This is a genomic window from Nocardia niwae NBRC 108934 = DSM 45340, from assembly GCF_001613465.1.
Lineage (GTDB): Bacteria > Actinomycetota > Actinomycetes > Mycobacteriales > Mycobacteriaceae > Nocardia > Nocardia niwae.
Genome location: NZ_BDCK01000020.1, coordinates 234,999 through 248,225, shown reverse-complemented (window position 1 = coordinate 248,225; position 13,227 = coordinate 234,999). Strand labels below are relative to the sequence as shown.

Annotated in this window: 14 protein-coding genes; 7 read left to right on the top strand and 7 right to left on the bottom strand. The window is 68.8% G+C overall.

Features of this window, described 5'->3' with window-relative positions; genetic code table 11:
- Positions 1 to 5: 5 nt before the first annotated feature.
- Positions 6 to 2,240, bottom strand: a complete 2,235-nt coding sequence (gene pabB, locus NNI01S_RS13410) for an aminodeoxychorismate synthase component I (RefSeq protein ID WP_063020388.1) — start codon at positions 2,238 to 2,240, stop codon at positions 6 to 8.
- An 89-nt stretch (positions 2,241 to 2,329) separates the two neighbouring features.
- Here pabB and NNI01S_RS13405 point away from each other — a divergent pair, with 89 nt between their 5' ends.
- From NNI01S_RS13405 to NNI01S_RS13395, 3 genes are all read left to right on the top strand, one after another.
- Entirely contained in the window at positions 2,330 to 3,385 is a 1,056-nt protein-coding gene (locus NNI01S_RS13405; RefSeq protein ID WP_063020387.1) for a phosphotransferase family protein, read from the top strand.
- A gap of 73 nt (positions 3,386 to 3,458) precedes the next feature.
- Positions 3,459 to 3,989 (top strand): DinB family protein, encoded by a 531-nt coding sequence (locus NNI01S_RS13400; protein ID WP_063020386.1) that lies wholly within the window; start codon positions 3,459 to 3,461, stop codon positions 3,987 to 3,989.
- 143 nt (positions 3,990 to 4,132) lie between these two features.
- Positions 4,133 to 5,263, top strand: a complete 1,131-nt coding sequence (locus tag NNI01S_RS13395) for an NDMA-dependent alcohol dehydrogenase (protein WP_063020385.1) — start codon at positions 4,133 to 4,135, stop codon at positions 5,261 to 5,263.
- 155 nt (positions 5,264 to 5,418) lie between these two features.
- Here NNI01S_RS13395 and NNI01S_RS13390 read toward each other — a convergent pair whose 3' ends face one another.
- From NNI01S_RS13390 to NNI01S_RS13375, 4 genes are all read right to left on the bottom strand, one after another.
- A complete protein-coding gene (locus NNI01S_RS13390) occupies positions 5,419 to 6,087 on the bottom strand; it encodes a GOLPH3/VPS74 family protein (RefSeq protein WP_063020384.1) in 669 nt (222 codons plus the stop codon).
- Complete coding sequence (locus NNI01S_RS13385; RefSeq protein ID WP_063020383.1) at positions 6,084 to 6,623, bottom strand: hypothetical protein; 540 nt, start codon at positions 6,621 to 6,623, stop codon at positions 6,084 to 6,086. Before NNI01S_RS13385 ends, NNI01S_RS13390 begins: the two co-directional genes overlap by 4 nt.
- Positions 6,620 to 6,898, bottom strand: a complete 279-nt coding sequence (locus tag NNI01S_RS13380) for a helix-turn-helix transcriptional regulator (protein ID WP_084488767.1) — start codon at positions 6,896 to 6,898, stop codon at positions 6,620 to 6,622. The genes NNI01S_RS13385 and NNI01S_RS13380 overlap by 4 nt, the downstream gene beginning before the upstream one ends.
- A gap of 81 nt (positions 6,899 to 6,979) precedes the next feature.
- Positions 6,980 to 8,173, bottom strand: coding sequence for a serine hydrolase domain-containing protein (locus tag NNI01S_RS13375; protein ID WP_063020381.1), 1,194 nt, complete (start codon positions 8,171 to 8,173; stop codon positions 6,980 to 6,982).
- Positions 8,174 to 8,215: 42 nt separating this feature from the next.
- On the opposite strand from NNI01S_RS13375, the gene NNI01S_RS13370 reads away from it, so the two are divergent.
- The 3 genes from NNI01S_RS13370 to NNI01S_RS13360 all read left to right on the top strand — a co-directional run bounded on the left by NNI01S_RS13370 (position 8,216) and on the right by NNI01S_RS13360 (position 10,013).
- Positions 8,216 to 9,049, top strand: coding sequence for a serine hydrolase domain-containing protein (locus NNI01S_RS13370; RefSeq protein ID WP_063020380.1), 834 nt, complete (start codon positions 8,216 to 8,218; stop codon positions 9,047 to 9,049).
- Between the two features lie 95 nt (positions 9,050 to 9,144).
- Positions 9,145 to 9,678: a DUF3145 domain-containing protein gene (locus tag NNI01S_RS13365; RefSeq protein ID WP_039796858.1), complete on the top strand. Its 534-nt coding sequence runs from the start codon at positions 9,145 to 9,147 to the stop codon at positions 9,676 to 9,678.
- 101 nt (positions 9,679 to 9,779) lie between these two features.
- Entirely contained in the window at positions 9,780 to 10,013 is a 234-nt protein-coding gene (locus NNI01S_RS13360; RefSeq protein ID WP_063020379.1) for a hypothetical protein, read from the top strand.
- Positions 10,014 to 10,455: 442 nt separating this feature from the next.
- Here NNI01S_RS13360 and NNI01S_RS13355 read toward each other — a convergent pair whose 3' ends face one another.
- A complete protein-coding gene (locus tag NNI01S_RS13355) occupies positions 10,456 to 11,298 on the bottom strand; it encodes a methyltransferase domain-containing protein (protein WP_084488766.1) in 843 nt (280 codons plus the stop codon).
- Positions 11,299 to 11,641: 343 nt separating this feature from the next.
- Here NNI01S_RS13355 and NNI01S_RS13350 point away from each other — a divergent pair, with 343 nt between their 5' ends.
- The gene (locus NNI01S_RS13350; RefSeq protein WP_063020378.1) at positions 11,642 to 12,460 is read left to right on the top strand and encodes a class I SAM-dependent methyltransferase; all 819 of its coding nucleotides are present in this window, start codon (positions 11,642 to 11,644) and stop codon (positions 12,458 to 12,460) included.
- A 4-nt stretch (positions 12,461 to 12,464) separates the two neighbouring features.
- Here the strand turns inward: NNI01S_RS13350 and NNI01S_RS13345 are convergent, their stop codons facing one another.
- Positions 12,465 to 13,073, bottom strand: coding sequence for a GNAT family N-acetyltransferase (locus NNI01S_RS13345; protein ID WP_063917450.1), 609 nt, complete (start codon positions 13,071 to 13,073; stop codon positions 12,465 to 12,467).
- Between the last annotated feature and the right edge of the window lie 154 nt (positions 13,074 to 13,227).

The window sequence follows — 13,227 nt, the reverse complement described above, 5'->3', positions numbered from 1 at the left end:
CGCGTTCAGCGATGCGCGTGGTCGGCGGCAGCGCGCAACGTGGCGGCCGCCTTGAGCAGGACTTCGTGGTACTCGTCGGCCGGATCGGAATCGAGCACGATCGCCCCGCCCGCCCCGATCCGCCAGCGTCCGCCGTAGCGGACGGCGGTGCGGATCACGATGTTCAGGTCCGCGGTGCCGCCGAGCCCCAGAAAACCGATCGTGCCCGAATATACGCCGCGCGCTTCGGTTTCCAGCGCGTCGATGATCTCCATCGTCCGCAGCTTCGGCGCGCCGGTCATCGAGCCGCCGGGAAAGCAGGCGCGCAGGCAATCGACCACGCCGACCTCCGGGCGCAGCCTGCCGCGCACCGTCGACACCAGTTGATGCACGGTCGCGTACTGCTCGGTGGCCATCAGCTTCGGGACGTACACACTGCCGATCTCGCAGACCCGGCCGAGATCGTTGCGCAGCAGATCGACGATCATGAGGTTCTCCGCCCTGGTCTTCGGGCTGTCGGCCAGTTCGCGGCGCAGGCGCTCGTCGTCTTCCGGGGTCGCGCCGCGCGCCGCGGTCCCCTTGATCGGCTTGCTCTCCACGATGCGGCGGCGGTCGACCTTCAGGAATCGCTCCGGTGACGAGCAGGCGATGTCGAGGTCGTCGAAGCGCAGGTAGGCGGCGTACGGGGCGGGGTTGCACCGGCGCAACGTCCGGTAGAAATCCAGGCCGTCGGCGGCGGCGGAGATCGTGGCGCTGTCGGTCAGGTTGATCTCGTAGGACTCCCCGGCGTGCAGGCGCTCCTGGCAGACCGCGATGTCGGCGAGATAGCGTTCGCGGCCGCGGGTGAGCAGCGGCGCGACCGCGTCGCCGTCCGGCGGCAGTTCGAGCGGCGGTGGGTTCGTCCAGGTCGGCAGGGTGTCCAGGGTTTCGCGGGTGTCGCGCAGCCAGTCGGCGGCGGATCGGGCGGTCTCCCCGTCGTCGCTCAGCGCCAGCAGGTGCGTGCGCCCGCCGACATGGTCGACCACCACCATCCGGTCGGCGAAGATCCATTGGGCGTCGGGAGTCGGGGCGCGATGGACCGCGTTCCCGCCGCAGTCGGCCTTGACCTCGTAGCCGAGATAGCCGACGTAGCCACCGGCGAAATCGAAGGGGAGATCGGGCAGTTCGAGCCGGCGCGTGCGCAACTCGGCGGCCAGGAAATCGAGAATGCCACCGGGGGCGGTACGCCGATGTCCGTCGGACGACTCCACGGTCACCTCGCCGTCGCCCACGCGGTAGCGCAGCACCTCGGCCAGTGGACCGCTCGCGTCGCCCAGGAAGGAGAAGCGGTCGGCCCCGGGTTCGACATGCTCGCTGTCCAGCCAGAACGCCGTGGGGGAGTTGCCGTACAACTGCACGAACGCGCTCTCGGTGTCGATCGGCCGCTCCAGGACGGCTCGCTGGAGCCGGAAAGTCCGCGGCACTAGCGGATCGGGCCGGACCGGACCCGTGCGCACGGCGGAGGACGCGCGACCGGCGGGACGCTCGAGTTCCACCGCCGCGGCGGGGAACTGCTCGGCCGCGAGCGGCGCGGGCGCGGCCGCGGCGGGAACCGAGGCGCCCTCGGCCACCGGCTCCGCCGCGGAATCACGCCCGAGGGCGACCGACGGGCTCGGTATCGGGTACGCGGGCGCACTTCGCCACGCCGCAACCGATTTCGCGAAGTTGCGCAGCAGAGCCGCGCCGTACTCACTGGCGATCGATTCCGGATGGAATTGCACGCCCCACTGCGGTCGCGTGCGGTGCCGCACGCCCATCACGACGCCGTCACGGGACTGCGCGGTGACCGCCAGGTCGTCCGGCAGCGGCCGCAGCGCGCACAGCGAGTGGTAGCGCACCGCGGTGAAGTCCTGCGGGATCCCGGCGAACAGGTCCCGGTCGTCGTGCTCGATCCGGTCCAGATACCCGTGCCTTGCCACGGGGGCTTCGGCGACCACGCCGCCCGCCGCGACCACGATGCCCTGATGACCCAGGCACACCCCGAGCAACGGCAGGTCGGTCTCCCGGATCACCGCCGCGGAGATGCCCATGTCGCGCGGCACGTCCGGCCGCCCCGGCCCGGGCGAGACGACGATGCTGTCGAAGCGTTCCAGGCCGAGTTCGGCGACCGTACGCGCCTCGTCGTTGCGCACGACCGTCGGCTCGACCCCGTTCACCTGGCTGATCAGCTGGTACAGGTTGTAGGTGAACGAGTCGTAGTTGTCGATCAACAGCGTGTGCATGGTGCTCGAAACCCTACGCCGCGCCGGTCGGAGCCAACTGTTGTCGTCTGCCTTCAGTTCGGGTCGTCGGGTGGTGCACAATGTGGTGCATGTCTGTTGCGCAACCGGTCGATGTGGATCCCGCGGTCGTCGACTTCGCCGTCGTCGGAAAGTGGATGGATGAGCAGGATCTGTCCGGGGGTGAGTTCGAGGACGTGACCGCGCTGGGCGGCGGAACGCAGAACATCATGCTCCGCTTCACACGCGGCGGCCGGACGTACGTGCTGCGCCGCGGCCCGAAGCACCTGCGCGCCAAGAGTAACGACGTGATCCGGCGGGAGGCGCGACTGCTCGGCGCGCTGGGCGGCACCGAGGTCCGCGCGCCCCGGGTGATCGCCGCCTGCGCCGACGAGTCGGTGCTCGGCGCGGTCTTCTACCTGATGGAGCCGATCCACGGTTTCAATCCGCAGAACGAACTGCCCGAACTGCACGCGGGTGATCCGGAGATCCGCAGGCAGATGGGGCTGTCCGCGGTCGAAGCCATCGCACGGCTCGGCGCATTGGACTATCAGGCGCTCGGCTTGGCCGACTACGGCAAGCCGGAGGGCTTCCTGGAGCGTCAGGTGCCGCGCTGGCTGGGCGAGCTGGAGTCGTACTCGTCCAACCAGGGCTACCCCGGCCCGGAGATCCCCGGAGTGGCGGAGGTCGGTGAGTGGCTGGACCGCAACCGCCCAGCTCAATGGACGCCGGGCATCCTGCACGGCGACTGCCATCTGGCGAACATGATGTTCTCCTTCGACGGCCCGCAGGTCGCCGCGATGGTCGACTGGGAGATGTCCACCATCGGCGACCCGCTGCTGGATCTGGGCTGGCAGATCGCCACCCGCCCCGAACCCGGTACCACCGGAGCGGCGCTGGTCGGCAAGCTCGGTGCGGTCGGCGGGTTGCCGACGGCCGAGGAGATGATCGCGCACTACGGCCGGTTCTCCGATCGCGACCTGAGCGCGATGTCCTGGTACACCGTGCTGGCCTGCTTCAAACTCGGCATCGTCCTGGAGGGCACGCACGCCCGGGCGTTCGCGGGCAAAGCCCCCAAGCAGGTCGGCGACTTCCTGCACGCGATCACGCTGGAACTCTTCGAGCGGGCGCGGCGGCTGATGGAGTGAACTGTCGGGATGTGCCCGATAGTTGACCGGATATCGGTGGAAGGCGCGGTCCGGCCGCGCCTAGGTTGAGCGCATGCCGATCGTTCCCGATGTCAAGGACTGGACCTGGGTGCTGAGCCGACCCTGTCCCGAATGCGGTTTCGACGCCGCCGCGACCGCCTACGAAGCCGTGCCCGCGCTGATCCGGGAGGCGGCCGTCCGCTTCGCCACGGTGCTCGACCGCGCGGAGGTGCGCGTACGGCCGGACGAATCGACCTGGTCCGCCCTGGAATACGTCGCGCACGTGCGCGACGTGTGCCGCATGTCCGACACGCGCCTCGGCCTGATACTGGCCGGTGCCTCCGACGGCGAGCCGCCACGCTTCCCGAACTGGGATCAGGACGCGACCGCGGTCGCCGACCGCTACAACGAGCAGGATCCGGCCCGGGTCGCCGCGGAGCTGGCGGAGGCGGCCGAGCGGGCGGCGCGGTCTTTCGAATCGGTGCCGCCCGAGCGGCGTGGTCTGCGCGGTGCGCGCAGTGACGGGGCGGAGTTCACGGTGGAGTCGTTCGCTCGATACATCCTGCACGACTTGGTGCACCACGTGCACGACGTCCGCGCCTGACGCCGCACGGAACTGTAACGCGTTCGGCTCGAATGTCACGCTGTATCGACGAATTTTTAGAGCGGTACTAGAACGCGTTACATTTTTCTCGTACTGTGGGTGCAGTCACATATAAGCACGTGCATGCGAGAGGGTCGACAGGAATGAAGACGAAGGGCGCGATCCTGTGGGGGATCGACCAGCCGTGGTCGGTGGAGGAGATCGAGGTCGGTGACCCGGTCGCCGGCGAGGTGCAGATCCGGATGGAAACCGCCGGTATGTGCCACTCCGATCACCACATCGTGACCGGCGCGACCCCGATGCCGTCCTTCCCCGTCATGGGCGGGCACGAGGGCGCGGGCGTGATCACCAAGCTGGGTCCGAACTGCCCGGCCGACCTGCAGGTCGGCGACCACGTGATCCTCTCGTTCATCCCCGCCTGCGGCCGCTGTCCGGCCTGCGTGGCAGGACACATGGCGCTGTGCGACCTGGGCGCGGGCCTGCTGATGGGGCAGGCGATCAGCGACGGCACCTACCGCATCCAGGCTCGCGGCGAGAACGTCATCCCGATGTGCCTGCTGGGCACCTTCGCGCCGTACATGACGGTGCACCACACCTCCGTGGTGAAGATCGATCCGAGCATTCCGTTCGAGGTGGCCTGCCTGGTCGGCTGCGGCGTCCCCACGGGTTTCGGTTCCTCCACCCACGTGGCCCAGGTGTCCCCGGGCGAGACGGTGGTGATCGCGGGCATCGGCGGCGTCGGCATGAGCGCCTTGCAGGGCGCGGTGCTGTCGGGCGCGTCGAAGGTGGTGGCCATCGATCCGAACCCGTGGAAGCGTGAGCAGGCGCAGAAGTTCGGGGCGACGCACACCTACGAGAGCATGGCCGCCGCGATCATGCCGCTGATGGAGGTCACCGAGGGCCGGATGGCCGAGAAGGTCATCCTCACCATGGGTGAGATGCACGGCGAGTACATCGAGGAGGGCCTGATCCTCACCTCGAAGGCGGGCACCCTGGTGGTCACCTCGATGGGCCGGATGGACGAGAACGACGTCAAGCTGAACAGCTTCCTGCTGTCGATGCTGCAGAAGACGGTGAAGGGCTGCATCTTCGGCGGCGGCAACGCCCGCCAGGACGCGCCGCGCCTGCTGTCGCTGTACAAGGCGGGCCAGCTCAACCTGGACGACATGGTCACCCGCAGCTACTCCTTGGAAGAGATCAACCAGGGCTACCAGGACATGCTGGACGGCAAGAACATCCGCGGGATCATCAAGTACACCGACGCCGACTGGTGATTCCGGCCCCGTGGGCGAGGGCCGCCGGTATGCGGTGTCCGCCGTCACGGCGCAAGGTTCGGCTCTGATCCCGCTCGGGAGTTCGGTGGCGATCCGTGCGATCGAGTCGTACGGATGGCTGTCGAGCGGGAACCGGCATTCCCTTGCTTTGCGACCTACGCGGAGCCCGTTGCCGCGGCGCTCAGCACGACGGCGGCGGTGAGCGCAGCGTCCACCGCCTGCACCGCTTCCCTGGCCGCCTTCGCCGCCCAGTCGCCGGCGGCGATCTCCTTGGCGCGCCGCCTCACCACTCGGCGGTCACGGTCGGGGAAGACCTTCGGTGCCGCGTCAGCCGCCGACAGCAGTGAGATCAAGGCGGCGGCGCGCGGCTCGACGGGGAGGTCGGGGTGTGCGAACGGCGGTGTCAGCCGGTCGCGGAGTTCCGCGCGGTATCCGCGCGGCACCCAGGCGGTCCGGGGAAAGACGCCCAAGACCCGGTGGTGTTCGACGCGCACCAGACCCTCGTCCGCCAGCCGGTGCAACACCTTTGGTTGCAGCCCCTTCGACAGTTTCTCGATCGCGGCCCTGGCTTTCATCGGACCTGCCGCCTCGATCCTGGCGAGCGCGTCGCCCAGTATCGGATCGGCACTCCTGTTCGCGCTCACCACGATCCGGCCCGGTTTCGCCGCGTCGCCCGGCCCGGTCAGCCGGATCGCCCCGGCGTCGATCAGGTCCAGCAGCACTGCTCCGGCGAGAACCCTCGGGGTACGTGTGCTGTCGGTCGACGAGCGCCCAGTGCGTTCGTCGAGAAGCAGCAGCATCAGGTCTTCGGTGAGCAGGTTCATCTCTCGTCCTCCGGTTCCGTGTCGGGTCGGATCCAGGCCAGGATCATCGTCGGGGCGCAGCCGCCGACGAGCAGCGCGGTCAGCAGCATCAGCCCGCCCGCGTAGGCCGCTCGGATATTGCCGAGGTCGGTGAATCCGCCTACGACGACCAGCCAGATCGCTGGAATCATCGCCAGCGTCTGGGTGAGGGTGAGCCCCACCGAGCGAGCCGCGTTACGCTGCTCGAGCTCCCATTCGTCCAGAGCGCCGACGGGCGCGTCGGCTTGGCGTCCCGAGACGATCTGGAGCGAAATCCACAGCGGGAAGAACACCAGGCAGACCGGCGCCCACAGCAGGGGTCCCCGCTCCAGGCCGCACGCGATCAGCGCCGCGACGACCGCCAGAGCCAGGAATATCGTCGCGAGGGCCACAACCAGCAGCCGGCGGCGGCGACGCGTCCGCCATCGCGGCAACAGGGGGGCCCAGCGCTCGGCGAACAACTCGAACCGGCGGGTCCGGCGAGCCTGGTAGCGCTCCAGCAGATTCGGGCGCGTCATCGAACATCCCCTCCGTCGTTTCGGTAGACCGCCGTGGACAGCGGCGCGAATTCATCCCGCGAGAACACGGCCTCGACCGGCAGCCCGAACACATCGCAGATCCGCAGCGCCAGATCGAGACTCGGATAGTGATCGCCCCGTTCCAGCGCACCCACGGTCTGCGGATTCACCTCGATCACCTCGGCGAGCTGGGCCCGGCTCATTTTCCGCTCGGCACGTAACACCCCGATACGGTTGTAGATGGGAAGATTTTTCCCACGTCTCACGGGACTCATACAACAAACCGTTGCATAAACCCAACGCGGCGTCAACAGTGGCCTGCGGCCGCCGAGCTACGCGGGCGCGAAGCCCGGTACTCAGATCCGGCAGCGCAGCAGGGCGGAACGCAGGTTGCGACTGCGGACGTCGTCGAGGACGGCCAGGCCCAGCCGGTTCATCGTGTAGCCGAAGCCCAGACCTGTTGCCGGGTCGGCGAATCCGAACGAACCGCCGAGTCCGGTGGTGCCGTAGGCGCGTTTGTCGGAGCCGAAGCGGAAGGTGCCGCGCGACTTCCGGAAGCCGAGGTGATAGCGACTCTTGGTGTGCAGCACCAGGTCGTCGGCGGGGACATCGTCGGCGGTCTCGGCCGCGGCGAGCCGGTCCAGCAGTACGTCGTCGATCGGGAGCGCGCCGGTGCGACCGGCGGCCGCGCCGTAGACCTTGGCCAGCGCGCGGGCGTTGCCCACCCCGTTGGACCCCGGCAGCTCCACTTCGAGGAACTCGCGCCGGGTCGCCCGTGCCGGAGCCCCGCAGCGCGGGTTGGTCAGCGCCGCGTAGGACAGCCCGCGTTTGGCGTAGATCTCCGCACCGATCCGCAGCGGCACATCGCGTTCGTAGCGCAGCACATCCAGCCCCTGGGTGGCCGACAATGTCGCGATGCGGTCCATGCTCTGCTCCGCGGGCAGGCCGATGAAGAAGTCCACGCCGAGCGGTGCGGCGATGTCCTCGGCGAAGATCCGGCCGAGCGTCCGTCGGTTCGGATCGACCCGGCGCAGCAGCTCGCCCTGGTACAGGCCGAGCGTGATCGCGTGATAGCCGTGCCTGGTGCCGGGCCGCCAGGCCGGTTTCTGGGCGGCGAGAACGGGTGCGAGGCCGTCCAAGTCGGCGATCTGGGGCAGGCGCACGATCTCACTGAGGCCGGACAGCCCGGCCTGGTGGTCGATCAGCTGGCGCACGGTGATCGTGTCCTTGCCGTGGGCGGCGAACTCCGGCCAGTACTTCGCCACCGGCTGCTCGTAATCGAGCAGACCCTTGGCTACCGCCGCGGCCACCGTGAAAGCCGCCATGCCCTTGGTCGAGGAGAACACGGGAACGATGGTGTCCCGCTCCCACGGCAGCGTGCGTTTGCGGTCGCGGAAGCCGGCCCACAGGTCCACCACGGGGCGTTCCCCGGCATAGACCGCGACCGCGGCGCCGATTTCACCGTGCTGCTGGAAGTTGCGGCGGAAGGCGTCGGCGACCGGTCCGAAACCGGATGCTACGTCGCCGTGAACAGTGGGCTTTTCACTCATGGCGAGTCGATCGTAGCTACCCGCTTCTCGTAGGCTCGGGGGGTGCGTTCACTCGAGCAGATTCGGGAATGGCCCGTCCGGCACGCAGCGGCCGCGGTGGTCACCGCCGACGGCGACGTCGCGAGCGAAGGCGATGTGGAGCGGGTGTTCCCGCTCGCGTCGGTGACCAAGCCTCTGGTCGCGTACGCCGTGCTCGTCGCCGTGGAGGAAGGCGCGATCGAACTCGATCAGCCCGCGGGCCCGCCCGGCGCCACGGTGCGTCATCTGCTGGCGCACGCGTCCGGGCTCGCGTTCGACACCACCGAGGTCCAGGCGTCGCCAGGGGCCCGTCGGATCTACTCCAGCGCGGGTTTCGAAGTGCTCGCCGACTTCCTCACCGCGCAGACCGGGATAGCGTTCGACGAGTACCTGCGCGACGCCGTGTTCGAGCCGCTGGGCATGACCGCCTCGGTGCTGGCCGGTCCGGCGGGGCACGCGGCGCGGTCCACAGCCGCGGATCTGGCCCGCTTCGCCGCCGAATTGCTGAACCCCGAGCTGATCTCGGCGCAGACGCACGCCGCGGCCACCTCGGTCCAGTTCCCGGGCCTGAACGGCGTGCTGCCCGGCTTCGGTTCGCAGCGCCCCAACGACTGGGGGCTGGGCTTCGAGATCCGCGACGGCAAGACCCCGCACTGGACCGGTGGCACGAATTCGCCACAAACCTATGGACATTTCGGCCAATCCGGGACATTTTTATGGGTTGACCCGAGAACGGGTTTGGCGTGTCTCGCCTTGAGCGACGAGAATTTCGGCGACTGGGCGCGGGCGGCCTGGCCACCGCTGAGCGATGCCGTGATCGCGGAGGCGACAGCCGCGCGCAACACGGTTACGAAGTAACACGTGTAACTTCGGGCACTCCAGTACACTCAGGCAACGCCAGTTCGACGAATCGTTGGGGAAGACGGTCCTCGTCGAAGCTGGAGGTGTTGGTGGTGCGCGCATCGAGTCAGTTCGCGGACGCGACGGCGGGTGTGGTCTACATCCACTCGTCGCCTGCCGCGCTGTGCCCGCATGTCGAGTGGGCACTCACCTCGGCCCTGGGAGCCCCGGCGAAACTGCGCTGGACCGCCCAACCGGCCGACGGTCAACTGCGCGCCACCAGTGAGTGGATCGGTCCGGTCGGCACCGCCTCGAAGATCGCCCAATCGTTGCGCTCCTGGCCGGTTCTGCGCTTCGAGGTGACCGAGGACCCCAGCGACGGCGTGGACGGCGAACGCTACAGCTTCGTCCCCGGTCTGGGTCTGTGGCACGGTTCCACGAGCGCCAACGGCGACGTCATGATCGGCGAGATGCGCCTGCGCGCCATGCTCCAAGCGACCCGCGAACTCGGCAAGTACTCCGCCTACGACCTGGCCGCCGAAATCGACCGCGCCCTGGGCACCGCCTGGGACGAGGACCTCGAAATCTACCGCTACGGAACGGAATCCGGGGCTGAGGTCACCTGGCTGCGCCGCGACGTGGGGTAGGGGGTCGCGGCTCCGACAGCCACCGGAATCGGCGGCTGTCCGGGATTCGCCGACGGACGTAGGGTTGTCACACGGTCGGGGCCGAGAACGAGGAGTCGACCATGAAGCATGCCGGCATGCGCATCATCGCCGCCGCAACGATCGCCCTGACCGCCGCGACCGCCGCCCCCGCGACGGCAACCGCCGAGATCACCGCCGAACCGGTCGCGGTGATAGAAGTGCCCCCAGGCGTCGTCGACGCGGTCCGAGGCGGGATCGCCAGCGTCCTGTTCTTCGGCATCGTCGGCCTGTGCGTGGTCCGTGTCCTGCCGCCCGACCAGTGTCATCTGTTCTGAGACGCAAACGCTCTCTCCTGTGGGCTCGTTCCTGCGAAAATCGGTGCGACGCGCCGGGAACTCGGTTGTGGCTCAGGGAATCCCAGCAGATCGGCTGCGGCGCGCAAGCGGGTCACAGCACGTGCCCGAGGACGATGTCGGCGACCTTCGAGACCGGCGCGGTCGTGACAACCATGGTGTCGCGGCCGTTCTCAGCAGGGGCTCCACTGTCTCGATGTATTCGAGTGTCTCGGCGAGCTCGGCCGGATTCTTTCCGTACTGGTTTTCCGTTCTGCTGCGCAGCCGCTCGATGAGTACCTCGACTGGGGCGCTCAGCAGCGGTCCTCGCGCCACAGCCTCTCGCCGTCAACCGTGTGGTGATAGTCGCCGTAGTCGGTGTCCACGATCCGGTAGCCGCGGGATTCGGCCGGATGCGGGGCGGCAGCGGTGAGAGCCGGGCAGCTCAGGATGTTCGGTGGCCGAGCACCGCGAACATCGTCACCGAGAGGTGGTAGTCGCCCTTGGCGATACCCGCCTCCATGGTGGCGAGCAGGGCGCGCCCCTCCTGCTCGGTGATCGCTCCGCCGGTGGCGGCGGAGGCGATCATCTGCATGAACAGTGGGCGGGCGGTTTCCGGGTTCCAGATCACCGCCTCCGACCCCATGTCGTCGATGGCGAAACCGGCGGCGGTGAGCAGGCCGCGCAGGCGGCGGCCGGACGCGGGGTTGGGTGTGGTCGTCAGCATTGCCTTCGAGAGGCGGGCGACGACCTCGGGGTCGCCCGGGTGAGCGATCACGGTGTGCCAATCGCTGTCGATGAGCAGCACGCGACCGCCCGGTCGCAGGACGCGGGTGATCTCGGCGGTGGCCGCTGCCGGGTCGTCGAGGTGCTGGTAGACCCGTTCGCAGCGCACCGCGTGGAAGTAATCGTCAGGGAACGGCAGGTGGTAGGCGGTGCCTTCGACGAACCGGGCCCTGGAGTCCGCGGTCTCGGCGCGCCCGCGAGCGATCGCGAGCATCGCCGGATTCGGGTCGACGCCGACCGCGTCGCCGTCGGGGCCGACCCGGTCGGCCAGTTCGAGCACCTCGGTGCCCGTGCCTGCGCCGATATCCAGTGTCCTCTCGCCCGGCTGGACGGCCAAGACCTCGTGTCCCCATGCCCGCATGCGCCGAATCCCCGGCAGCGCCGCTTGGAGATCGAGGATGCCGACCAGCGCGGCCATCGGGTCGTCGGCGGTGGTGCGCGAAGGGTCAGGAATAGCGTTCACGTGGAAGGACGGGATGGGCGGCGCGGGCTCGCTCGGCATATCCCGACAGTAGCTCGCGCGCCACTGCCGACGACAGTGCCTCCGCGGGGCGGACTTGGGCCGCCGGACAGCCGCACAACCACCATCGAGCCGGATGGAGGTCAGCCGAATGGCGAGGAAGTCGTCAGATCGTTCAGGTGCATGCCTGGTGATCGGACGGCCCCAAAAGCGTGCCGGCCGATGCGCGTCCTGCGGGAGACGACCACCTGCCGCCGGAGGTGAGCCGTTTGTTGTGAACTTCGCCGGGTAACTCGTGGTCGGCTTGCGGTTTCGACGATTGGTCGGACGCGGAAGTGTTTCACTTCGGCAGTGTCCACCGGCCCGACTACAGAGGGAGCGTCAGATGGCCGAACCCGGCTCCGCGGATCTGAAGCGGCGGCATCGCGCGATGTGGGCCTTGGGCGACTACTCGTCCATCGCCACCGAAGTCATCCCCGGGCTGGGCAGGCGTCTGGTCGAGGCCAGTCGCATCGGTCCCGGTCAGCGCGTGCTCGACATCGCGGCCGGATCCGGGAACGCGGCCATCCCAGCTGCCGAGGCCGGCGCCGACGTGGTGGCCAGCGACCTCACGCCGGAATTGTTCGAGGCGGGTCGGCGTCTCGCCGCCGCCCGGGGCGTCGAGGTTCGGTGGCAGGAGGCCGACGCCGAGGCATTGCCCTACTCCGATGCCGAGTTCGACGCCGTCATCTCCTGCGTCGGCATCATGTTCGCGCCGTTTCACCAGGCGGCGGCGGACGAGCTGGTGCGTGTGGCCAAGCCGGGCGGCACGATCGGGCTGATCAACTGGACGCCCACCGGTTTCATCGGGCAGATGTTCGCCACGATGAAACCGTTCGCCCCTCCGCCCGCGCCCGGCGCCCAGCCGCCGCCCCTGTGGGGGGACGAGTCGCATGTGCGGTCGCTGTTGGGTGATCGCGTCACCGACCTGGAGTTGCGGCGTGAGAACGCCGCGATCGACCGCTTCGCCGATGCGGCCGAATTCCGCGATTTCTTCAAGACCTACTACGGACCGACGGTGGCGGTGTACAAGGCGATCGCCCAGGAACCCGAGAAGATCGCGCAGCTGGACCGGGAACTCGCGGAACTCGCTTCTCGCCACGACCTCGGCAATGGGCGGATGGGCTGGGAGTACCTGTTGGTTACCGGCCGCCGGTCGGGCTGATAGGTCATAACGGGTGCGACCCGTCCGCCATTCGTCGCGGTGGGGTGGCCGTCGTTTCTTGTCTGCCGCAGCGGCCGGGCCGCTGGTCTTGGTCGCCGGTGGGCACCCGGTAACGCCGTGCCGGACCGAGCTGGGTATCCACGATGCTCTCGAGGATGCCGCCCTGGCGCTCGATCGTCTTCGCCGAGGCGATGTTGTCGGCCGCGCAGACGATCAGCACCCGGTCCATGCCGAGCTTCCCCGCCTCTGTGAGCATCCGGCCGAGCGCCCATGTGGCGAGCCCGCGTCGCCGCGCGGACGGCCGGATGCCGTAGCCGATATGGCCGGCCCACCGCACGAAGTCGTCGAACCCGTGCCGCAAAGCGATCCCCCCGAGCACTCGGTCGTCCTCGACGATCCATCGGTAGGTGCACCGCGCGCGGCCCGTCTCGGCCCACGCCTGCGTCGATTCGTCGGCCAGCCGGGCCACCCAGGCCGCGAAACCGGTCGGCGAATTCACCTCGTCGTACGGCCGCAGTCCGAAGCCGTCCTCGTGCGGGCCTGGACCCCACTCGTCGTGCGCCTCGAGCCAGGCCGTACGCAGACGTGTCGTCGGAGTGATCAACACGGGCATGATCGCGACGATACCGAGCAGGCTGTCCGGACAGTACCGGCTGCGGTTCGAGCCGGGTACGGCCCGGTGGTGCGTCGGATTGTGCTGTCCGAAGGTTGATCGGATTCCGGGATCGACGCCCTGAACTCCACGCCTTCCTGGACTCCTCGCGCAA